Source organism: Streptomyces sp. NPDC058872, from assembly GCF_042743065.1.
Classification (GTDB): domain Bacteria; phylum Actinomycetota; class Actinomycetes; order Streptomycetales; family Streptomycetaceae; genus Streptomyces.
Map to the genome: position 1 here is coordinate 35,235 of NZ_JBHYMK010000010.1, position 20,012 is coordinate 55,246.

21 protein-coding genes and 1 tRNA gene are annotated in these 20,012 nt (G+C 71.4%); 9 read left to right on the forward strand and 13 right to left on the reverse strand.

Translation table 11 applies throughout. The annotated features are described in order from the left end of the window. Positions 1 to 2: 2 nt before the first annotated feature. From ACFW22_RS08555 to ACFW22_RS08590, 8 genes are all read right to left on the reverse strand, one after another. Complete coding sequence (locus ACFW22_RS08555) at positions 3 to 1,169, reverse strand: lipid-transfer protein (RefSeq protein WP_386400633.1); 1,167 nt, start codon at positions 1,167 to 1,169, stop codon at positions 3 to 5. Continuing rightward, a complete protein-coding gene (locus ACFW22_RS08560; RefSeq protein WP_386400635.1) occupies positions 1,166 to 1,564 on the reverse strand; it encodes a MaoC family dehydratase in 399 nt (132 codons plus the stop codon). The genes ACFW22_RS08555 and ACFW22_RS08560 overlap by 4 nt, the downstream gene beginning before the upstream one ends. After that, on the reverse strand, positions 1,561 to 2,787 hold the full coding sequence (locus tag ACFW22_RS08565) for an acyl-CoA dehydrogenase family protein (RefSeq protein ID WP_386400637.1): 1,227 nt from the start codon (positions 2,785 to 2,787) through the stop codon (positions 1,561 to 1,563). Before ACFW22_RS08565 ends, ACFW22_RS08560 begins: the two co-directional genes overlap by 4 nt. A gap of 1 nt (position 2,788) precedes the next feature. Then, positions 2,789 to 3,832 carry a bifunctional MaoC family dehydratase N-terminal/OB-fold nucleic acid binding domain-containing protein gene (locus ACFW22_RS08570; protein WP_386400639.1) on the reverse strand — a complete coding sequence of 348 codons (1,044 nt, stop codon included), beginning with the start codon at positions 3,830 to 3,832 and terminating at the stop codon, positions 2,789 to 2,791. After that, positions 3,829 to 4,995, reverse strand: a complete 1,167-nt coding sequence (locus ACFW22_RS08575; protein WP_386400642.1) for an acyl-CoA dehydrogenase family protein — start codon at positions 4,993 to 4,995, stop codon at positions 3,829 to 3,831. Before ACFW22_RS08575 ends, ACFW22_RS08570 begins: the two co-directional genes overlap by 4 nt. A 185-nt stretch (positions 4,996 to 5,180) precedes the next feature. Beyond that, on the reverse strand, positions 5,181 to 5,486 hold the full coding sequence (locus tag ACFW22_RS08580) for a hypothetical protein (protein ID WP_386400644.1): 306 nt from the start codon (positions 5,484 to 5,486) through the stop codon (positions 5,181 to 5,183). Between the two features lie 447 nt (positions 5,487 to 5,933). Beyond that, positions 5,934 to 6,452, reverse strand: a complete 519-nt coding sequence (locus ACFW22_RS08585) for an O-acetyl-ADP-ribose deacetylase (protein ID WP_386400646.1) — start codon at positions 6,450 to 6,452, stop codon at positions 5,934 to 5,936. 127 nt (positions 6,453 to 6,579) lie between these two features. Continuing rightward, the gene (locus ACFW22_RS08590) at positions 6,580 to 6,777 is read right to left on the reverse strand and encodes an antitoxin (RefSeq protein ID WP_386400648.1); all 198 of its coding nucleotides are present in this window, start codon (positions 6,775 to 6,777) and stop codon (positions 6,580 to 6,582) included. A 634-nt stretch (positions 6,778 to 7,411) separates the two neighbouring features. Here ACFW22_RS08590 and ACFW22_RS08595 point away from each other — a divergent pair. Further along, a complete protein-coding gene (locus ACFW22_RS08595) occupies positions 7,412 to 8,656 on the forward strand; it encodes a hypothetical protein (protein ID WP_386400650.1) in 1,245 nt (414 codons plus the stop codon). A gap of 115 nt (positions 8,657 to 8,771) precedes the next feature. Here the strand turns inward: ACFW22_RS08595 and ACFW22_RS08600 are convergent, their stop codons facing one another. Together ACFW22_RS08600 and ACFW22_RS08605 are read right to left on the reverse strand one after the other, a co-directional pair. Continuing rightward, positions 8,772 to 9,071, reverse strand: a complete 300-nt coding sequence (locus ACFW22_RS08600; RefSeq protein ID WP_386400652.1) for a hypothetical protein — start codon at positions 9,069 to 9,071, stop codon at positions 8,772 to 8,774. A gap of 521 nt (positions 9,072 to 9,592) precedes the next feature. Beyond that, positions 9,593 to 9,763 (reverse strand): hypothetical protein, encoded by a 171-nt coding sequence (locus ACFW22_RS08605; protein WP_386400654.1) that lies wholly within the window; start codon positions 9,761 to 9,763, stop codon positions 9,593 to 9,595. A 433-nt stretch (positions 9,764 to 10,196) separates the two neighbouring features. On the opposite strand from ACFW22_RS08605, the gene ACFW22_RS08610 reads away from it, so the two are divergent. Further along, positions 10,197 to 10,730: an NUDIX hydrolase gene (locus ACFW22_RS08610; RefSeq protein WP_386400656.1), complete on the forward strand. Its 534-nt coding sequence runs from the start codon at positions 10,197 to 10,199 to the stop codon at positions 10,728 to 10,730. Here ACFW22_RS08610 and ACFW22_RS08615 read toward each other — a convergent pair. Next, a complete protein-coding gene (locus tag ACFW22_RS08615; protein WP_386400658.1) occupies positions 10,708 to 12,057 on the reverse strand; it encodes a hypothetical protein in 1,350 nt (449 codons plus the stop codon). The two genes, ACFW22_RS08610 and ACFW22_RS08615, sit on opposite strands and share 23 nt — an antisense overlap. Before the next feature lie 323 nt (positions 12,058 to 12,380). Between ACFW22_RS08615 and ACFW22_RS08620 the strand changes: the two genes are divergently transcribed. The 4 genes from ACFW22_RS08620 to ACFW22_RS08635 all read left to right on the forward strand — a co-directional run bounded on the left by ACFW22_RS08620 (position 12,381) and on the right by ACFW22_RS08635 (position 15,144). After that, a complete protein-coding gene (locus ACFW22_RS08620; protein ID WP_386400660.1) occupies positions 12,381 to 12,710 on the forward strand; it encodes a hypothetical protein in 330 nt (109 codons plus the stop codon). Positions 12,711 to 12,903: 193 nt separating this feature from the next. Continuing rightward, the gene (locus tag ACFW22_RS08625; protein WP_386400662.1) at positions 12,904 to 14,028 is read left to right on the forward strand and encodes a radical SAM protein; all 1,125 of its coding nucleotides are present in this window, start codon (positions 12,904 to 12,906) and stop codon (positions 14,026 to 14,028) included. Then, complete coding sequence (locus tag ACFW22_RS08630; RefSeq protein ID WP_386400664.1) at positions 14,025 to 14,189, forward strand: hypothetical protein; 165 nt, start codon at positions 14,025 to 14,027, stop codon at positions 14,187 to 14,189. Before ACFW22_RS08625 ends, ACFW22_RS08630 begins: the two co-directional genes overlap by 4 nt. An 88-nt stretch (positions 14,190 to 14,277) precedes the next feature. Beyond that, positions 14,278 to 15,144 (forward strand): GNAT family N-acetyltransferase, encoded by an 867-nt coding sequence (locus ACFW22_RS08635; protein ID WP_386400666.1) that lies wholly within the window; start codon positions 14,278 to 14,280, stop codon positions 15,142 to 15,144. Positions 15,145 to 15,385: 241 nt separating this feature from the next. On the opposite strand, the gene ACFW22_RS08640 is transcribed toward ACFW22_RS08635, so the two are convergent. Next, a tRNA-Ser gene (locus tag ACFW22_RS08640) sits at positions 15,386 to 15,470 on the reverse strand. 573 nt (positions 15,471 to 16,043) lie between these two features. On the opposite strand from ACFW22_RS08640, the gene ACFW22_RS08645 reads away from it, so the two are divergent. Beyond that, complete coding sequence (locus ACFW22_RS08645; protein WP_386400668.1) at positions 16,044 to 16,583, forward strand: hypothetical protein; 540 nt, start codon at positions 16,044 to 16,046, stop codon at positions 16,581 to 16,583. Positions 16,584 to 16,688: 105 nt separating this feature from the next. On the opposite strand, the gene ACFW22_RS08650 is transcribed toward ACFW22_RS08645, so the two are convergent. Then, a complete protein-coding gene (locus ACFW22_RS08650; protein ID WP_386400670.1) occupies positions 16,689 to 18,167 on the reverse strand; it encodes a S1C family serine protease in 1,479 nt (492 codons plus the stop codon). 201 nt (positions 18,168 to 18,368) lie between these two features. Between ACFW22_RS08650 and ACFW22_RS08655 the strand changes: the two genes are divergently transcribed. Both ACFW22_RS08655 and ACFW22_RS08660 read left to right on the forward strand, forming a co-directional pair. Further along, on the forward strand, positions 18,369 to 19,190 hold the full coding sequence (locus ACFW22_RS08655; RefSeq protein ID WP_386400672.1) for a glycerophosphodiester phosphodiesterase: 822 nt from the start codon (positions 18,369 to 18,371) through the stop codon (positions 19,188 to 19,190). Between the two features lie 191 nt (positions 19,191 to 19,381). Continuing rightward, positions 19,382 to 19,897 (forward strand): ATP-binding protein, encoded by a 516-nt coding sequence (locus tag ACFW22_RS08660; RefSeq protein WP_386400674.1) that lies wholly within the window; start codon positions 19,382 to 19,384, stop codon positions 19,895 to 19,897. Positions 19,898 to 20,012 lie beyond the last annotated feature (115 nt).

Consider the following 20,012-nt stretch of genomic DNA (forward strand, 5'->3'; position numbering starts at 1 on the left):
CCTCAGCCGTCCGTGCCCAGGATCAACCCGGACGTGGGAACCCCGGTGCCCGCCGTGACCAGGGTCCGGCCCGCGCCGGCGACCTGGTTCGCCGAAGTCCCGCGGAGCTGCCGCACCGCCTCCGCAATGCCGTTCATGCCGTGCAGATAGGCCTCCCCGAGCTGCCCCCCGTGGGTGTTCAACGGGAGCGCGTCGGCCGCGACGAATTCGGCCGCCTCGCCCGGCCCGCAGAAGCCGAACTCCTCCAACTGCATGAGCACGAAAGGGGTGAAGTGGTCGTACAGGATGCCCACGTCGATCTCGGAGGGCGTGAGCCCGGACGTCCGCCAGAGCTGCCGGGCGACCACGCCCATCTCCGGCAGCCCGGTCAGGCCGTCCCGGTAGAAGCTGGTCATCGCCTCCTGCTTCCGCCCGGCGCCCTGGGCAGCGGCCAGGATCACGGCGGGCGGGCGCCGCAGGTCGCGGGCGCGCTCGACCGAGGTGACCACGACCGCCTGGCCGCCGTCGGTCTCCTGGCAGCAGTCGAGGAGCCGGAGCGGCTCGACGATCCAGCGCGAGGCGGCGTGGTCGGCGAGGGTGATCGGCTTGCCGTGGAAGTACGCGGCGGGGTTGCGGGCTGCGTGCCGCCGATCGGTGACGGCGACGTGGCCGAAGGCGTCCGGCGTCAGCCCGTACGCATGCAGGTACCGCTGGGCCGCCATCGCGACCCAGGAGGCCGGGGTGAGGAGCCCGAAGGGCAGCTGCCAGCCGAGCGCGGCGCCCTCGGCGGAGGGCTCGCGCTGCTGGACCCCGGAACCGAAGCGACGGCCCGAGCGCTCGTTGAACGCCCGGTAGCAGACGACGACCTCGGCGATCCCGGCGGCGACGGCGAGCGCGGCCTGCTGCACGGTGGCGCAGGCGGCCCCGCCCCCGTAGTGCACGCGGGAGAAGAAGGACAGTTCGCCGATTCCGGAGGCCTGGGCGACGGTGATCTCGGGGTTGGTGTCCATGGTGAAGGTGACCAGGCCGTCGACGTCGGACGGAGCGAGACCGGCGTCGTCCAGGGCCGCCCGGACGGCCTCCACCGCGAGGGAGAGCTCACTGCGGCCCGAGTCCTTGGAGAACGCGGTCGCCCCGATGCCCACGACGGCCGCCCGGCCGCCGAGCCCGTCCCGGGTGCGGAGGCTCATCGCGGCACCTCCAGGGTGACCGTGACCGTTCCGGTGACGTGGTGTCCGAGGCCGTTGGCGCCGGTGATCCGGACGCTCGCCGTGGCTCCGGACACCTCCGTGACCGTCCCGGTCAGGACCATGGTGTCGCCGGGGTGGTTGGGGGCGCCGAGCCGGATGGCGACCTTGCGCAGGACGGCCCGGGGGCCGAAGTGGTCGGTCACGTACCGACCGACCAGGCCGTTGGTGGTGAGGATGTTCATGAAGATGTCCGGGGAGCCCTTCTCCCTGGCCAGTTCGGCGTCGTGGTGCACGTCCTGGTAGTCGCGGGAGGCGACCGCGCCGGCGACGATCAGGGTGCGGGTGATCGGGATCCGCAGCGGCGGCAGTTCGTCACCGGGTTTCACGGCGGTCATGCCGGTTCTCCCCTCGTGGGCGGAACGGTGAGCGGGGCGGTGAGCGGGGCGGTGAGCGGGGCGGTGAGCGGGGCGGTGAGCGGGGCGGTGAGCGGGGCGGTGAGCGGGGCGGCGGACGACCGGGCGGACCCGGCGGACCCGGCGGACCGGGCGGGAACTCCAAGGGGGAGCTCGGCCGCGGACGGTTCGGCGAGCAGGTCGCCCAGTTCGGCGAGGAGTTCGGTGCCGCAGCCGAGGTACGCGTCCAGTTGTCGGCCCCACAGGAAGTGCCGGTGGACCGGGTGGTCGAGGTCGGCTCCCGCGCCGCCGTGCAGGTGCTGACCGGTGTGCACGACCCGCTTGCCCGCCTCGGAGGCCCACCACGCGGCAGTCAGTGCGGCGCCGGCCGCATCGAGGCCCGCGTCGAAGCGCCAGGCGGCCTCGTAGGCCGTGACCCGGATGGCTTCGGTGTCCATGTGGGCCTCGGCGGCGCGCAGTTGCACCGCCTGGTGGGTCGAGAGCGGCCGGCCGAACTGTTCCCGTACGGACGTGTGCTCCACCGCCCTGGCGAGGGAGCCGGCGCACACGCCGGCCTGGAGCCCGGCGAAGGCGGTCCGTGCGGCGATGAGGACGTCCCCGTGGGCCCCGGGGCCGCCGGTGCCGAGCCGCTCCGCGGGGGTTCCGTCGAGGACGAGCCGGGCGGCGGCCCAGGGTGCGGTCAGCTCGACGGCCTCGACGGCTGCCGCGTCCTCCGTCCGGACCAGCCACAGGGTCCGGTCCCGGTCCGGCACGAGGACGTGGTCGGCGTCCCGCAGCCACGGCACCCCGTCGGCGACCCCGCTGAGGCGACCGCCACCGGCGCCGCCGCCCGGGGTGATCGTCCCCGTCCCCGTCCCCGGGAAGGCTCCCGTCATCACCGTCGTACCGGCCCTGAGGCCGGGCAGCAGCCGGGCGCGCTGCTCCTCCGTGCCGTGGCGGGACACGGCGAGGATCCCGTACGCACAGCTGGCGGCGAACGGCACCTGGGCCGTCCTGCGCCCCTGTTCCTCCAGCAGCAGGACCAGACCGAGGAGCCCGACCTCCTCGACGGCGCCGGGGAGACCGGCCGCGCAGAGCGCCTGCCAGAGTTCGACGTCCGTGCCGGTCCCGGCGGCCCGGAGCCGCTCGTGGGTGGCGAGGTCGGCGAAGACGCGCGCGGCCAACTCCCGGGCCGCCTGCTGCTCCTCGGTGGGCGTGAAGTCCATGTCACTCCTCCCCTGCCACGCGGAAGACGGGGAGCTCCAACTCCTCGTCGACCCGCAGGAACTCCAGCCGCACCGGCATCCCGATCCGCACCCCGTCGTGCGGCACGCCCACCACGTTGCTGACCATCCGTACGCCCTCGGCGAGTTCGACCAGTCCGACCGCGTACGGGGGGTCGAAGGCAGGGAAGGACGGATGGTGCACCACCACGTACGAGAAGACCGTCCCGGCACCGCTCGCCTCGACCGTGTCCCACTTCCCGGAGCCGCAGTCGGCACACCCCGGCAACCAGGGGAAGCGCAGGCTCCCGCAGCCGGTGCAGCGCTGGATCAGCAGCCGGTGCGCGGCCACGCCCTCCCAGAAGCCGGCGTTGTCCCGGTTGACGACCGGCCGGGGGCGGCGGGGCCCGGACTCCGGCCCGGAGGGGCGGGTCCCTTCGGGCGGGGCGGTGTCCGTTCCGACCCCGGGGTTGCGGGTCGGGGCCCGCTCGGCCCCGATCGTCGCGGAGGCGGAGGCGGAGGCGGAGGCGGCGCGGTGCGGCCGGGCGGCGGGGGCGTACTTCAGGATGCGGAAGCGGTGGGTGCCCACGAGCACGTCGCCCACCCGGACGTCCGTGCGGGTGGTCACGAAGTATCCGGTGCCGAGCTTGGTGGACTTCCGTCCGGACACCGCCTCGATGACCGTGTCGAAGCGGATCTCATCGCCCGGACGGAGCGGATGCAGGTACTCCTGCTCGCAGTCGGTGGCGACCACCGAGGTGTACCCGGCCCCGTCGAGGAGGGCGAACAGCTCTTCGTACGCGGACGACCGGTCCGCGTGCCCCGAGAGGCCGCCCATCGTCCACGCCTGGAGCATCGTCGGCGGCGCGACGGCGTCCGGCCCGGCGTAGGCGGGGTGGGCGTCACCCATCGCCTCGCACCAGTGCCTGATCATGGGCAGGTTGACCGGGTCCTTGCCGGTCCCGGCGGTGGCGGCGGCCCGGCCCACGTGGACCGCGAGCCGCTGCTGCAGCAGGTCCGGCCCCCGGGGCTCCTCCGTGCCGCTCATCGCCGCCCCCTCCCCTTCATGCCGAGCCGCATCCTGGCGACGATCTCGCGCTGCACCTCGCTCACCCCGCCTCCGAAGGTGTTGATCTGTGCGGCGCGGTTCATCCGCTCCAGCTCGCCGCCGTCGAAGGCACCCGGCGATCCGGCCCGTACCGTGCCCGCGCCGCCGGCGATCTCCTGGCAGATCCGGTACACCTCGACCGCCGATTCGGTTCCCGCGAACTTCACCCCGCTGGCGTCCCCGGGGGCCAGCCGGCCGGCGCCCACGTCTCCCACCAGGCGCCAGTTCAGCAGGCGGGTCGCGGCCAGCCGGGCGTGTGCCTCGGCGGCCCGGAGCCGGACCCACGGCTCGTCGATGCGACGCCGTCCGGTCACCGGATCGGGGGTGCGCGCCCGGTCGAGGACGGCGGCGAAGAAGTCCTCTGCCTGCATGCCGATCGCGGCGAGGGCGACCCGCTCGTGGTTGAGCTGACTGGTGATGAGCCCCCAGCCGCCGTTCTCCGGCCCGACGAGGTTGCCCGCGGGGACCCGCACGCCGTCGTAGTAGGTGGCGGTGGTGGTGAGGCCGCCGACGGTTTCGATGGGGGTCCAGGAGAAGCCCGGGGCGCTGGTCGGCACCAGGACGAGGGAGATGCCGCGGTGCGGAGGCGCCTGGGGGTCGGTGCGGCAGGCCAACCAGATCCAGTCGGCGTTCTGGGCGTTGGAGGTGAAGACCTTCTGTCCGTCGATCAGCCAGGAGTCCCCGTCGCGCACGGCCCTGGTGCGGAGCGAAGCGAGATCGGTTCCGGCCTCGGGCTCGCTGTAGCCGATGGCGAAGACGGTCTCGCCGCGCAGGATCCGGGGGAGGAAGCGGGACTTCTGCTCCTGGGTCCCGTACGCCATCAGCGTGGGTCCGACGGTGTTGAGGGTGACCATCGAGACCGGGGCGCCCGCGCGGTACGCCTCGTCGAAGAAGACGAACTGCTCGTCGGGCCCGCGCCCCTGCCCCCCGTACTCCTCGGGCCAACCGAGGCCGAGCAGTCCGTCGGCGCCGATCCGGCGGAGCAGCCGCCGTTGGGCGGCGGTGTCGGTGATGGGGGGCGGTCCGTCGGGCATCGTCTCCCGGAAGTAGGCACGGAGTTCGGCGCGCAGCCGTAGCTGCCGCTCGGTCGGGGCGAGGTGCACGACGACGGCCTCCCGTGGGACGACTAAGGTTTCTGACTGTCCGTCAGTTTTGGGATTCCTGTCAAGGTCGTCGTCGCGCGCAAAAGCACGGCGCCCCGCGCCCCGATGCCGAAGCACCGGTGCACGGGACGCCGCTCACACCACCGTCACGCTCCCTGCCGGACCTGCCTGCGCGCCGCCGGCGGTCACCACCACGGGTGGAAGTTGACCACCGTGGTGGACTGGCCGATGTGGGTGAAGGCAGAGCCGTTCACGCTCGCGGTGTTGTTCTGGTTGGACGCGCCGGTGCCGGTCGCCACCTGCTGCGTCGTCGTCGAGTTGCCGAAGTTGTCCCCTCCGACGCCGCTGCCGGTGATCGAGGCGACGCTCGTGTTCGATCCGTCGTCCGCGAACCCGCCGTTGTCGGCCTGGGCCACCCCGGTGAAGAGCGCGGCGGCGAGGGGCAGGGCGGCGACGACGGCGAGGGTGCGGGCGGTACGGATGCTTGCCATGTCTGTTCCTCCGGGAACTGAAAGTCATTGCTGGTGCACGGAACTGCTCTGGGAACCGCATCAGGGAGCAGCGCTGCGGAATCTTCCGAAGTGCGCTTCCCTCCAAGGCAGTTGGCCGACCGCCTTGGGTCTTCGTGCTCGACGTCGCGCCATCAGAGTTGCCCACCGAATCCCCTGCGAACCAGACCGGAGTGCCTGATTCCCTCGCAAGCGTGAGGACAAGCAGATAAACCCCGGCAAGTCGAAGGAAGTGCCAGCTCAGCCGGCCGGAAGGGCACCGGCGCCTGCGCAACCGGTGTGCCGCAAGGGAGGAAGCGTTCCGGCAGATCCCGCACCGACGCCCCTCGCCCAAAGGCCACACCGGCGAGTCCCCGCTGCCGAGGAGCCGAACGCACCCCCAGGAGAAGAAAGGGAATTCGACCACGCGGAAGGGTGGGGGGCCACGGGCTACGGGGCGGATCCCACGGCAGCCTCGAAAGCCCCGTGCGCAGCCGCGTCGAAGAGCACGAACCGCACCTCCTCGACCTCGGTCCGGGCCGTCCGCACCGTCTCCACGGCGATCCGCGCGCCATCGGCCATCGGCCAGCCGTAGACACCGGTGGAGATCGCCGGAAACGCAACCGTGCGGTCCCCCAACTCATCGGCGACCCGCAGGGCTTCGCGATAGCAGGAGGCCAGCAGCTCCGACCGGTCCTCGTCCCGCGACCAGACCGGGCCGACCGTGTGGATCACGTGTCGTGCCGGCAGCCGTCCCGCCGTGGTCGCCACGGCCCGCCCGGTGGGCAGCCCCTTGCCGTAATGGGACCGGCGCAGGTCCTGGCAGGCGGCCAGGATCTCCGGCCCGCCCTTCCGGTGGATGGCCCCGTCGACCCCACCCCCTCCGAGGAGGGAGGAGTTCGCGGCGTTGACCACCGCGTCCACGGCCTCGGTGGTGATGTCTCCCTGGACGAGCACGATGCGCACCACGGGAAGGGCTCCTTTCCTCCGACTCACCGGAGTCAAGCCGATCCGCCCCGGCCCGCCAACCGGAAAACGGGGCAGGGGTGCCCCGGGACGGACTCCCGGGGCACCCCTCACGAGCGGCGCACCCCCGCTACTGCTGCGGCGGCGAACCCTGCCCCTGACCGGGATCGCCCAACTGCTGCTTGAGCTTCTCCTGCGCCGTGTCGACCTGACCCGCGTACTTGCCCTGGGTCTTCTCGTCGACCATGTCACCCGCCTTGTCGATGCCCTGGGAGGCCTGGTCCTCGTGACCCTTCAGCATCCCCTTGAGCTTGTCGAACATGGACATCCTGACCCTCCTCGACGCTGTTCCGGCCCCTCCAGCATCACGGCGGCCCCCGAGAACCGCATCCGCAACGCCCCGGGCCGCACCACGGCGCGACCACCGTGCGCAACCGCAGGACCGCCCCTCCCCCGGCGCCCGAAGCACGACCGGGAGACAAGGCGTGCGAACCGCACTGCCCACGGCATCCGTTGGCCGGGAAGAAGACGTGTGTCGAGGGCCCCCCGGACCGTCCCTCCCGGACCGCACGGTGTCCCCGCACGCGTTCCGATACCACTTTCCGGCCGCATCGGCGCGCCGCGGCGGGGCATTCGACAACGGACGCCCGAAGTGATGTACACGTACGGGGTGACGCCCCTCAGCGCGACATCACACGTCTGGGTGAGTGTCGGGGCTCGGTCACGGGGATACGAAGCAGCTGTCCACGCATGAGCGGAGGACCGGGGCACCTCACCGCCCGGGAGCCAAAATGCCTGGCAGCGGCGATGCAAAGGAAAGAGAAAGGTGACACGGAACGCGCTTCCGGTCACCTTCGATCACCGGCGTGCGCGTGTCTACCCTGACCCAAACGTCCTGATTGTTCAGAATGTTGCCAACTGCCCCGTTGGAATGATGAAGTTTCCTTGCCGAGGAGCATGACATGCAGGTTCGCAGGTGGCTCCCAGACCAGCCCACCCGTATCGGCCGGCACGACTGGCCGAGCGAGGGGGACGACGGAACGCACATGCAACTGCGAGCCGGCTCCATCGTGGTACTCGACCGGCAGGCGTGGCGCATCTTGGACATCAGCGGCTACCCGGGCGACCGGTGGCCGGATTCCTTCGAGAAGGCATGGCGCGACCACGTGGAACTGTGGTGGCACGCCAACGAACTGCGCCGGGCCAACAACCAACCGGTCAACCAGGCCCCCGAACGGGGCGACTTCTACAAGCGCCCGGTGGTCCTCGTGCTGCGCAACGAGAACCTGCCCCGCTCCGCCCCGAAGCACTGGTGCGCCCCCGCCAGCCACGACTGGCAGGTCCTGCCCGAGCACCACGCCGTCTGCCGCGCGTGCGGCGAGCTGCCGCCCTGCCGCCACGGGGAGTACCGCTGGGAAGGCGGCCCCCGCTGGCCGGAGCAGAACGGCGGCATCTCGCTCATCGTGCCCGAGGACTGCTGCATGGGGTGCGCCGAGCCGATCAAGCCGCGGGTGCGGACCGTTCGTTTCCCCGGCCCCAACCTCTGGTACCCGGACCTCGGGGAGGACACGGCGGTCTTCCACGCCCGGGCCTCCTGCGCCGACCAGGTCGACCGCTACCGCATGCAGTGGCAGACCGAGTACAACCCGCGTTCCGCCACGCCCCCCGCCACTTCCGCGTTCCCGGGCTTCGAACACTTCGTGGTCCCCCGGACGCGACAGGCCCAGGAGGTGCCCCCGCACCACTCCCGGGCCTCCTCCCCGGACCCCGGCCCCGTGCATGCGGTGCCGTCCCCGGCGCAGTCGGAGAAGGAATGCGCCCCCATGACCGGAGACTTCGGCCCCCTCCCGCCCCCGTTGTTCCCCGGGCACCGGGAGGGCGCGGGAAGCACTGCGCCGACGGCCACCCAGGCGCCTGCCGTCCCGGCGTACCGACCGGCGCCCACCACCCCCGGCGCACCCCCGGCGGAGCCGGTGGCCCCGGAGCCCCCCGCTGTCACCGAGCCCCCCGCATCCGCGCCCACCGACCCCTCCGCCATGGGCGTGGAGCCCGCCCTGCGGTCCGCCCGGGAACTGGGCCTGGCCCTGGCGGAGCGCCCGGCCTTCCACAACGCGGAGCAAGCGGCCAGGGTCATCGAGGAACTCACCGCCGCGGTCCGGAACATCGCCCTCTGCCTGAACAACCCGGCTGCCCGAGAACGCTTCTGAGACCCGAGCGACCGCACCGGGGAGGTGCCCCGGGGCGAGACGGAGCGAACACGGAGGGCGGGCCACGGATTTCGGGGCCCGCCCTCCGCACTGCTCCTTGAGGGGCTCGGCCCCCTCACGATCCGTTCCACACTCCCAGCCGCTTGAGCCGACGCTGCCTGAGCCGCTCCGAAAAGGCCGTGAGACCGAAGCCGAGCCAGATGAGCAACCCGAAGGCCACAGCGAACAGGGGAACCCCCGGCTCCTCGTGCGACAGCAGCACCATGAAGAGGAAGAAGGGCACGGCGAGACAGAGGCCGGCGCGGACCGGGTGTCGAGCCGCCCACTTCTGGAACCTCGTCGGACGCCGCTGCCCGCCCAGGAGCCGGTCCAGGGCCCAGAATCCATCGGCCAGAGACCGCCGCCAGTTCGCCATGGCGGAAGGCTACGGCAGTCGATCGGCTGCCCCGGCCGGGTCCTCCCCGCTGAGCAACGGCCTGCGGCCGACAGACCCAACCCTGCAGCGGTCCCCGTGCCGTCACCGGTGAAGCCACCCGTCAGGCGTCGACTGACCTCGGACGGTCAGACAGCCCGTCCGGTACGGAGCCGTCCGCCCCACGGGTCCCCTCAGGTCCTGTCCGCATGAGCGGTGTCCCTTGGGGGCCGCTCCGGAAAGCAACGCCTCTCGTGCCTCCCTGCGTGCCCGGTGGGGAGGGGAAAACGGGGAGCACCGGGTGGCCACGATCGCCGGACAAGACGACGACCCCTGACCGTCACTGCTGGTCAGGGGCCTTCTATCTGCGGTGGGTGTGGGATTTGAACCCACGGTGACTCGCGCCACGACGGTTTCCAAGAGAGTGCTGTGGGAAGCCGCTCCCCCGTGCCTGACCTGCTCGTCCCCCGCCCTCCGGGTCCATCGCCGCCGTCGGCGGTCCACACCTGGTCCACCGGGTCGGCTCAGTCGCCGGAGAAGCCCCAGAAGTAGATCTCCTGCGGCTCCCCCTGGTCGTCATGGAGCACGGCGCACCGCCCGTACCAACGCCAGTGGTCGAACTCCTCGAACCTCGGCACGTGCGCCCGGGTGAGCTTCCGCGTGTCCAGGACACGCAGCGCCTCGTCCTCGGTCACCTGCTTCATCGTGGAGTAATCCGGCTCCTCGTCCGGTCCGATGATCCGGAAGATGTCGAGGATCGAGTGAGTCCCGGCTTCCTGGGCGAACTCATCAGCCCACAGCTCCTCCTCGGTCCCGGGCCACGGCAGCCGTTCCTTCTCCGGCCTTCAGTCAGCGCCGGAAACCCAGTAGTACTCCCGCTCCTCGAAGACGCTCCGCCGCAGCGCGTCGAACGCCCCGACGAGATCCTCCTGATACGGCACCGAGTAGTCCCACCCCGACGCGCCCATGTACCGGCCCCTCCCCACCGCTCTTCCAGAACGGCCGGACGCTAACAGCGGCCACTGGCATCACCCCCTATTCGTCACCCTGACATGACTCCTGGCCGAACCCCGCCCTGGCCATCCCTCTCTCTGCGATGCTGAAGGCCGATCGAGAGGAGCCGCAGCGATGCAGTGGAAGATCCACGGGGAACGTCCGATCTACGAGAACAGCTGGGTGAACCTGTGGCTCACCGACGTCGAGACGCCGGACGGGAACCGCTGGGAGCACCACGTCGTCAAGCTCCGGCACCTGGCCGTGGCCGCCGTCATCAACGAGCGGCGCGAGGTGCTGATGATGTGGCGGCACCGCTTCATCACGGACGCCTGGGCGTGGGAGCTGCCCATGGGTCTGGTCGAGGAGGGCGAGACGCCGGCCGACGCGGCTGCCCGTGAGGTGCTGGAAGAGACAGGCTGGCGGCCCGGCCCGATCAAGCCGCTGATCTACGCCGAGCCGGCCAACGGCATCACCGACTCGCAGCACCACATCTTCCGGGCGGACGGGGCGACGTACGAGGGTCCGCCGACCGAGAAGAACGAGTCGGACCGGATCGAGTGGATCCCGCTGGCCGACGTGCGGGGCATGATCGACCGCCGCGAGATCGTCAGCAGTGGCTCCCTGGTCGGGCTGCTCTACGTCCTCATGGACGAGGCGATCCGCTGATCTGGCGGGGCAGTATCTCCCGGAGTCGGGCCTCGAATGCCACCGCGGCCGGTTCCCGGCGGAAGGGCTCCAGCTGCTCGTAGAACTCCCGGAGGTGGCCGGCGACTCGTTGCGAGCTGACGGCCGCCGCTGGGGCCAGAGCATCCATGGCCGTGTGGCACGCCTCGTCGAGTTTGCCGCGCTGGAGCTGGGTGCGGGCGAGCCAGAAGGCGTGGAAGGCGCGGCCCCGGTGATTCGATACGTGTTCGCGACGGAGGGCGTCCGCGATGAGGGGTTCGGCCAGGGCGGCTTCGCCCAGGCGGCCGTGCGCAATCCCGGTGTCCACGATCAGCTTCGGCTCGTCGAAGTAGGCGACCCAGGCCGGGTCCGGATCACCGGTACTGATCCGTCCGAAGTGGGTGTGGGCTTCCGAGATCGCGGTGTGGGTCGCGCCGTGGTTGCCCAAGGTGGCGTGGGCGAAGGCTTCGCGCATCGCGAGCATGGCCAGTACGCGCGGTGTCGTCCCCGCGGCCGTTCGAGCCTGGTCCTGGGCGGCCGTGACGAGTGCGAGGGCGTCGCCGGGCTTGTCCTGGTAGGTGGCCTGGAGACTCATGCAGGCAAGGACGTTGGCCATGAACTGGCGGTCGTCGATGGCCTTGGCCAGGCCGAGGGATTCGGTGAAGTAGGCGCGTGCCTGGTGGTACTGGCGGGCGTCGAAGTAGGTCCATCCGGTGAGCCGGGCCAGTTCGGCCGCGATGCTGTGCAGGCCGTCCCGTAGAGGAGCCGGCCGCTGCTCCTTGAGGAGATCGACGACGTAGCGGAGCTGGCCGACGACCGCCGGCCGTAAGGTCTCGCCGCCGTGCTCGTCGTCCCGGCGCCAGTAGTCCGCGATCGACGAATGCAGCGCGTCCAGCGTCGACGCGCTGAGATCCCGCTCGGCCGCCAGGGCGAGGATGCTGTCGACGTCCGCCCCCGGCAGTCCGGCGACCAGCGGCTCGACGGCTGAGGGGGCCGGCACCTCGGCCGGTTCGCGGGGCGTGACCGTCAGGCTGGGCGGCGTCTCCCAGGAGCGTCGGGCAAGACCGAGCATGTGTCCGGGGATGCGCAGTCCGTCCGAGATCCGTTCGATCACGTCCATGTGCAGCAACTGCCGCCGTCCGGCGATCACCTCGCCCACGCGGCTCGGGGTCAGGTCGCAGCGGCGCGCGATCATCGACGGGTAGATGCCTGCTCGTGCCCTGACCAGTTGGAAGATGCGGCCGAAGTCTCTGGCCTGGCATGCCTCGATCATCACCGGGTCCGTGAGCAGGCTGACCGGGAGTTCCTTCGAGCGAGATGGCTCGGGCATCGGGCACGCTCCGGCATGAGGACTACGGATCGCTGCACTTGGTCAACCGAGGGTGATGTTACCCAAGTTGGGTAATCCGCCTGGCCTTTCTGGCCGGGCATGCGGATCGCGATGCTCCTGGCCATGGCGAACGGACAGGACGACGTACGGATGACGTTGCGGGTCTCCCGCGACTCCGGCCAGACATGGGGGCCTCTCACGGAGGTACGCGTGGGCGAGGACCCGACGGTCCCGGAGAACCCGGGCCGCTACCCGCCGTGCGTCTGTCCCCGGTGCTCGCAGCAGGCCCGGAACGCCGTCGCATCCTTCCGGATGGTGTCGTGATGCGGTGCGTGCACTGGCGCAGGGTGCCCCTCGACCTGGCACGGGAAGCGCGGGAGAAGTCGGCCGCCCCGTACGTCGACAGGGCGGTGCAGTGCCAGCTGTCCGCGCACGACGAAGGTGAGCACTTCGGTCTCCTCACCGACGCCGGCGCATACGGGACCGCGCTGTGGCTCCGCTGGCACCGGGCGGACGAGCCGGAACTTGTCGTACTGCCGGACTGCCCGGTGGCCGCCCCGGGTCCTGACGGTGAGGGCTGCTGTCTGTTCGCCGACCACGCCAAGCAGCACACCTGGGAAGACGCCCTGGAGGAGGTCTCGTGCACCAACTGATCGCGAGCCCGCACAAGACCCGGCGCCCTCGCTCACCTCGCAACGAACAGTGCGGGAACTGCGGTGGCAGCGGAGCCAATTCGTCTGGCAAGACCTGCGGCACCTGCAACGGGCTTGGCGAGATCCACTGCCGCGCCGGCCGCCAGGAGTCCCGTGTGCTGTCCCGCCCCGTGATCCGGAAGGAGGGCCACCGATGGCCCACGCTCTAATCGCCTCCCCGTTCCTCGACGGACACCTTCTCCTCAAGCCGGGAGCACGGGCCGGCGCCCGCATCTCCGCCGACCACTTCGAGGGCCTGCGCCAGGCCGCCGCCGACGGTGAGTCGCTTCCCGCCTGGGCGGTGCAGACCGCCGCCGACGTGTGGGGCCTGGACCTGGGCGGCCAACTCGTGCAGGGCACCGTGCTCGTGCGTGAGCCGTCCCCGTACGGCTACTGCCGGGCTTCCTGGGAGATCAACCTCGGCTGCAACTTCGGCTGCAAGCACTGCTACCTCGGCGAGCGCCCCTTCTCCGGACTCGGCTGGGAAGACAAGGTGCGACTGCTGGACATCATGCGCGAGGCCTGCGTCCTCTGGCTCCAGATCACCGGCGGTGAGCCCGCCATGGACCCGGACTTCCAGGGCGCCTACCGGTACGCCTGGCAGGCCGGGATGATGCTCACCATCTCCACCAACGGCTCACTGCTCTGGCGGCCCGACCTCCTCAAGCTCTTCCGCGACTGCCCGCCCTACCGGCTGGTGGCCAGCATGTACGGGGCGAGCGAGGAATCCTTCGACACGCTCACCCAGCGCCGCGGGGCGTGGAAGGCGTTCCGGCGCGGCATGGACGCCGCACGCGAGGCGGGCCTGCCGCTGCGTATCAACGTCGTGGTGACCGAGGACAACGCCTCCGAGGCCGACGAGATGGCCGCCCTCGCCGACGAGTGGAACGTCGAAAACCACGCGTACACGAACATGACGCCCACGATCTACGGCGGTGGCGAGCCGCTGCTCGCCCAGTCCGCCGCCCACCTGCGGCAGCGCAAGCCGTTCGCAGGCTGCAACGCGGGACACACCTTCTTCCACGCCGACCCGCACGCCAAGGTCTCGATCTGCAAGGTCGGCCGCGACGACCAGATCGACCTCATGGCCGAAGGCATCGACGGCCTCACCCGGCTCGGCGCCATCGCCGACCGCCTCATGCTTCGCACCGGTGGGTGCGAGGGCTGCGCCCTGTCCGGCACCTGCCGGGTCTGCCGCCCCCTGGCCAAGCACTACCAGGAGGCGAAGGCGCCGCTGCACAGCTACTGCCAGCACGGAGACAAGGAGCACGCCTCATGACCCCGCCCGTACCGGTGACCATCCTCCCCGGCCCGCCGGCCTCGGCCCGCCGCGCCGCCCCGCCCGTCGCGACCGCGTCGATCAGCGCCGTCCAGGACCTCGACGTGATCGTGGAGAGCGCGGAGTGCTCCTGCGACGCCGGGGACGACAACCCCCACTGACCGACACGATCCGGTCAACTCCACTCAGGCTCCGGCGCACTCGCGTCGGGGCCTGAGCCCTGACCGGCCCACCGCTAGGGTGCCGCACATGTTCTTCCGCTGGGACTGGCTCCGGCCCCAACTGACCGCGCCGATCGTGCCCACTCTCGGTCCCGTCCATCCCGACGCCCTGACCGTCGGCCTCTTCGAGGACACACTGCGAGCGGCCGAAACCGGGGAGTTCCTGCCCTACGACAAGGACCGGCGCTGGGGCGGCGAGAAGGACGAGAAAATCCTCCGCGAGGACGTGGTCCACCAGCCCGAGCACACCCTCATCCCCACCCTGACCCGGCGCGGACACGGCTCTGTGAAGGTCTTCGCCTACGGGCTCCGCGACACCGTCGTGGACGAGGCCGCCGAACTGGCCGCCAAGCTCGCCGCGAGGCACGACACGGTCAACGCCCGGGTCGTACGCCCCCTCGCCCCCGAGACCACACGCCCGCGCGGCACCCGCATCCAGCTGAAGGACTTCACCACCGCCCCCTGCCCCGCACCCGATGGCCCGGTCCGCTCCGTCACCGACTGGCCGACCGCCGTGCAGGAGACCTTCGCGCCGTTCGCCGAGGCAATGGCCACCGACGGCCTGGCCTTCCTCCACACCCAGATGCAGGCCGGCCGGTGCGGCCCAGTGCTCACCACAGCCGTCGAGGACCGCATCGTGGGTGCGATCGGCCCCATGGACGTATGCCCCGACGCCATCGGTCGCCCCCAGCTCATGCCCCAGTACTTCGCCGTCCTGCCCGAGGCCCGAGGCCAGGGCCTCGGCCGGGTCCTGTGGCGGGCCGCGATGCATTGGGGGCAATCCCACGGCGCCGCCTACCAACTCCTCCAGACCGAGGTCGACGGCCCCTCCGACCGGCTGTGCCAGGCCGAAGGACTCACCTCCCTCGGCTTCGCCCATACAGCTCTTGCGTAACTACACAGGGCTCTAAGGGAGTCATCGGTGGCACCAGCCACGGACGTCGCCTGACCGCCAGCACCGCACCACGGCACCCATTCCCCTGGCAGCAACGGGCGCTGCGGGCGCCACACGAGCCAGGTCACTGAGCATGATCCAAGGTGGTCCGCGGGCGAGCCAGGGTGAGACAGGACCCCACGACGAAGGGGTGCCCTTGGTCGGGACACCCCTTCTGATCAGCACATCGGCTGACCCACCGCGGTGGGTGTGGGATTTGAACCCACGGTGACTCGCGCCACGACGGTTTTCAAGACCGTTCCCTTAGGCCGCTCGGGCAACCCACCCGCGCCCCGGCTCACCTGCGACGGGGCGGGCAACAGCCTACCGGTTGCGCGCCCCGCGCACGGAAGTCTGACCACAGGTGGACCACGAGGCCTCGAAGCGGACCGCGGAGGCGGCCCTCGCGAGTCCCTTGTGGGGTGGGGCGGCCTCGGCGTCAGGAGATCCGGCCCGGTTGTACGGGGGGGCACCGCTGACCCGTTCCCTCAGGTCCGCCGCCAGGCCGGTGGGGTGGAAGCGGCTTCGTCCCCACCGCCGGTCCGACGGGCGTGAAGTTCCGGACGGCCGAGCCCTTCCCGGGTCCCGGAGTGCAGAAGAACGCCGCGCTCTCCGCGTCTTGAGCTTCCCCTGCATCAACTCTCGGTTGGTGAAGCCGGTTTCAGTGGTCCTGCACGATCTGCGCCACCCGTCGATTGTGCCCCTCGGTCGTAGCGCGGTAGGAACGGCACCAGCAGGTCATCCCGAGCCTTCTCGTTCGCACCGCTCGGGGTGACGGGCGTCGACTCCCCGACCAGGAGCCGTCACAGCCCATGAAGAAGCACCAAGAGAAATGAAGAACGGGAAGAAAACGGGGACCCATGAAGCAGACCACACATATGGGCGGCAAGGCCGTACGGAGCCTTTCCGCCGCCCTCTCCGTCACCGCGCTGCTCGGCGCGGCGGCGTGCGGCGCGGACGAGGAGTCCGGGCCTCCGCCGTCTGCGTCACGCAGCCCGAGCGCAACGGGGTCGGCCCCGGCGGCGACGCCGGACACGAGCGGTGTCGAAGCCGCGAAGTCGGTGCTGGAGGGGGCCTTCGTCGGCATGGAACCCCTCGGTGGCGGGGCCGGCCAGGTGCAACGACAGTTCGGCAACATGCATCCCGCCATGCCGGACGACGTGCTGAGCGTGACGTTCGCGTTCACCTGCACGGGAGGCACCACGGTGGCGCTGCGGTTCACCGTCGCGGGCGAGGAGGTGCCGTCGGCCGCGGGCACCCAGGTGTGTGACGGCTCCGTCTTCCAGCGGATCCTCGACGCGTCCCGGCCCGGCCCCCTCGACTTCTCCATTGCCGCCACCGGCCCCGAGAAGGGCTTCTACGCCTATGCGTACTACCCCGAGAAGAAACGACTCCCCTAAGGACTGACGGGTGCGGATCCGAGCCCCTGCACCGGGTGCAGGGGCTCGGTCGGCGTGTCTACGGGGACGGACGCGGAAGGTCTCCGGCGCGCTTCCCCGAGCCGGTCAGCTGTCCCCGGTGCGCTCGCCCAGGACCACGGTGGCGGTGGCGGTCTTGCCGTCGCGTTCGTAGGTGATCTTCACCGAGTCACCCGGCTGGTGGGTCCAGATCTCGCTGATGAGCGTCGGGCCGCTGTCGATCTGGCGGTCGTCGAAGCCCGTGATCACGTCACCGGCCTTGAGCCCGGCCTTCGCCGCCGGGCCGTCGGGGGTGACCGAGGGCGTGCCACCGGCACCCCGCTCGGCGATCACGGCGCCCTCGCCCCGCTCGTTCATGGTCACGGTGGCACCGATCACCGGGTAGACCGGCTTGCCGGTCTTGATCAGCTGCTGGGCGACGTTCTTCGCCTGGTTGACCGGGATCGCGAAGCCGAGGCCGATCGAGCCGGCCTGGGTCTGGCCGAAGCCGCCGCTGGTCGACTGGATCGCCGAGTTGATGCCGATGACCGCGCCGCTCGCGTCGAGCAGCGGCCCGCCGGAGTTGCCCGGGTTGATCGAGGCGTCCGTCTGGAGCGCGCTCATGTACGAGCTGCTGCCGCCGGAGCCGTCGCCCGAGGCGACCGGGCGGTTCTTGGCGCTGACGATGCCCGTCGTCACCGTGTTGGAGAGGCCGAAGGGCGCGCCGATCGCGATCGTCGGGTCTCCGACCGCCACCTTGTCGGAGTCGCCGAGCGGCAGCGGCTTCAGGCCCTTCGGGGCGTCCTTCAGCTTCAGGACGGCCACGTCGTAGCCCTGGGCCCGGCCGACGACCTCGGCGTCGTACGTCTTGCCGTCCGAGAACGTCACGGAGAGCGTGCCGCCGTCCGCCGCGGAGGCCACCACGTGGTTGTTGGTGACGATGTGGCCCTCTTGGTCGTAGACGAAGCCCGTGCCGGTGCCGCCCTCGCCGTCTCGGGCGCCGGACTTCGCCTGGATGGTGACCACGCTCGGCAGCGCCTTCGCCGCGACCGCCGCGACCGTTCCCGGCTCGCGCTTGAAGGAGGTCGGGGTTTGACCCGAGGACACCGTGGTCGAGCTGAACCCGTTGTCGCCGCGCTCGGCCGCCCAGTAGCCGATGCCGCCGCCGACGCCGCCGGCGACGAGCGAGGCGATCAGGACGGCCGCCACGAGGCCGCCGGTCCGCTTGCGCGGCGCCGCGGGGGGCTGGGGGGCGCCCCAGGCCGGTGCGGGCGGCGGGGGCGGGGGCGGCCAACCACCGGCGGGAGGGGCCGCCGGAGCGACGGGGGGAGCCGCCGCCCCGGCGACGACCGGCTCGGGGGCCGGGGTAGCAACCGGCTCGGGGGCCGGGGTAGCAACCGGCTCGGGGGCCGGAGTGGGGGCCGGCTCGGGGGCCGGGGTCCGGGCCGGTGCCTGTGGTTCGACCGGCAGTACGGCCGTCTGCTCGGCTTCCTCCTCCACCGGTCGGGGCGACGACGGGGGGACGGGAGGCGTCGGAGGGGCGGACGCGGCAGCCGGGTCCGGCCTGCCCTCGTTCTCGGTGCTCACAGCTCGCTCTCCTCGTTCACTGCTCGTTCACTGCACGGGTGGTGGTGCCTCTGTGGCTCCAGGGTGCTGTTCCAGCTTTTCCCAGAGGACGTCAGGCCACTGTAAGGCGGACCTGTGCATCCGACCCCCGACCTTTACATGGGGACAGAAGGGACACCCTCCGGGGTGTTCCCACCGCCGCGCCAATGGCACCATGACGCGGTGACCCACGCACGGCAGCACCTGAACCGCGTCCCCCTCCAGGTCGTCGCCCACCGCGGCGCGTCCGAGGACGCACCGGAACACACCCTGGCCGCTTATGTGAAGGCCATCGAGGACGGGGCCGACGCCCTGGAGTGCGACGTACGGCTCACCGCCGACGGCCACCTCGTCTGCGTCCACGACCGGCGCGTCGACCGCACCTCGAACGGCCGTGGTGCCGTGTCCGCGCTCGAACTGGCCGATCTCGCCGCACTCGACTTCGGCACGTGGAAGGGCCGCGACGAGTCCGGCGAGATCCCCGACTGGGGGGATCCCGGGTACACCTCCGTCCTCACCCTGGAGCAGCTCCTCTCGCTGGTCGCCGACGCCGGTCGCCGGATCGAGCTGGCCATCGAGACCAAGCACCCCACCCGGTGGGCGGGGCAGGTCGAGGAACGCCTGCTGCAGCTCCTCAAGAAGTTCGGCCTCCACGAACCGGCGGACCCGTCCGAGTCCCCCGTGCGGATCATGAGCTTCTCGGCGCGTTCCCTGCACCGGATCGCCGCCGCCGCGCCGACGCTGCCGACCGTCTCGCTCTCCCAGTTCGTCTCGCCCCGGCTGCGTGACGGTCGCCTCCCCGCGGGCGCGCGCATCGCGGGCCCGTCGGTCCGGATCCTCCGGCACCATCCCGCCGTGATCCTGCGGCTCCAGAAGGCGGGTCACCAGGTCCACGTCTGGACGGTGGACGAGCCCGAGGACGTCGAGCTCTGCGAGCGCCTGGGCGTGGACGCGATCATCACCAACCGTCCGAAGCAGGTGCTCGCCCAGTTGGGTCGCGGCTGACTGAAGCACCACCTCTCCAGCCACCCGTTTCCCTCCTGTCACAAGGGGCAACAGCCCCTACGAGGAGTGCACCGGCGCGTTCCGGACGTACGCGATCGTCACGAGTGCCGCATCCCCTGCGGATTGGCCGGTTTCCGGTCCAGTCCAAGGGGGCATTCACACGGTGGCGTGGGGCAAAGGAGGTCTCGGGGGTGACGTTGGTGGTGGCACAGGAGGTGCCCACGTCGTCGAGCATGGCCGTACCCCATGGTCCTGCGGGCGTGGGCGAGGCACGACACCGGATGCGGGCTGAGCTGTATCGCAGCGGAGTGCCCGAATCGGTCGTCGACGACGCGGTGCTGATCCTCTCCGAGCTGCTCAGCAATGCCTGCCGTTACGGCAGGCCGCTGGGCCGGGCGGAGCGGGGCGAAGGGGACGTGCGGGCGGCCTGGCAGGTCGACCCGGCGGGCGGCCTGCGGGTCGAGGTGACCGACGGGGGTGGTCCGACACGGCCCGTTCCATCGACGCCCTCGGTCACCGCACGGGGCGGCCGCGGGCTGAACATCATCAGTGCGCTCTCCCAGGACTGGGGCGTGCGGGACGGTGCGACCGGTGAGGTCACCGTCTGGGCCGTGGTCACCGCGGGACACCGCCGCGAGGACTTCGCGGCGCGCGTCGGCGGCGGCTCGGGCTTCGACTTCCTGGACGCGTACGAGGATCTGGGCTGATCGGCGGAGCGGGCGGGCGGCGGCACGCGGCCGGCGCAGCCGGTGGGTGATCGCGGAGGCGGGAACACCGCCTCCCGGCCCCGTCCGCCGGCGTTGCCGCGCCGCCCCGCCTGAG

What these genes read in the sequence shown, in the direction of transcription:
- ACFW22_RS08555 (WP_386400633.1), bottom strand. Translation starts at nt 1,169, where the DNA reads ATGAGCCTCCGCACCCGGGACGGGCTCGGCGGCCGGGCGGCCGTCGTG.
- ACFW22_RS08560 (WP_386400635.1), bottom strand. Translation starts at nt 1,564, where the DNA reads ATGACCGCCGTGAAACCCGGTGACGAACTGCCGCCGCTGCGGATCCCG.
- ACFW22_RS08565 (WP_386400637.1), bottom strand. Translation starts at nt 2,787, where the DNA reads ATGGACTTCACGCCCACCGAGGAGCAGCAGGCGGCCCGGGAGTTGGCC.
- ACFW22_RS08570 (WP_386400639.1), bottom strand. Translation starts at nt 3,832, where the DNA reads ATGAGCGGCACGGAGGAGCCCCGGGGGCCGGACCTGCTGCAGCAGCGG.
- ACFW22_RS08580 (WP_386400644.1), bottom strand. Translation starts at nt 5,486, where the DNA reads ATGGCAAGCATCCGTACCGCCCGCACCCTCGCCGTCGTCGCCGCCCTG.
- ACFW22_RS08590 (WP_386400648.1), bottom strand. Translation starts at nt 6,777, where the DNA reads ATGTCCATGTTCGACAAGCTCAAGGGGATGCTGAAGGGTCACGAGGAC.
- ACFW22_RS08595 (WP_386400650.1), top strand. Translation starts at nt 7,412, where the DNA reads ATGCAGGTTCGCAGGTGGCTCCCAGACCAGCCCACCCGTATCGGCCGG.
- ACFW22_RS08600 (WP_386400652.1), bottom strand. Translation starts at nt 9,071, where the DNA reads ATGGCGAACTGGCGGCGGTCTCTGGCCGATGGATTCTGGGCCCTGGAC.
- ACFW22_RS08610 (WP_386400656.1), top strand. Translation starts at nt 10,197, where the DNA reads ATGCAGTGGAAGATCCACGGGGAACGTCCGATCTACGAGAACAGCTGG.
- ACFW22_RS08615 (WP_386400658.1), bottom strand. Translation starts at nt 12,057, where the DNA reads ATGCCCGAGCCATCTCGCTCGAAGGAACTCCCGGTCAGCCTGCTCACG.
- ACFW22_RS08620 (WP_386400660.1), top strand. Translation starts at nt 12,381, where the DNA reads ATGCGGTGCGTGCACTGGCGCAGGGTGCCCCTCGACCTGGCACGGGAA.
- ACFW22_RS08625 (WP_386400662.1), top strand. Translation starts at nt 12,904, where the DNA reads ATGGCCCACGCTCTAATCGCCTCCCCGTTCCTCGACGGACACCTTCTC.
- ACFW22_RS08630 (WP_386400664.1), top strand. Translation starts at nt 14,025, where the DNA reads ATGACCCCGCCCGTACCGGTGACCATCCTCCCCGGCCCGCCGGCCTCG.
- ACFW22_RS08635 (WP_386400666.1), top strand. Translation starts at nt 14,278, where the DNA reads ATGTTCTTCCGCTGGGACTGGCTCCGGCCCCAACTGACCGCGCCGATC.
- ACFW22_RS08645 (WP_386400668.1), top strand. Translation starts at nt 16,044, where the DNA reads ATGAAGCAGACCACACATATGGGCGGCAAGGCCGTACGGAGCCTTTCC.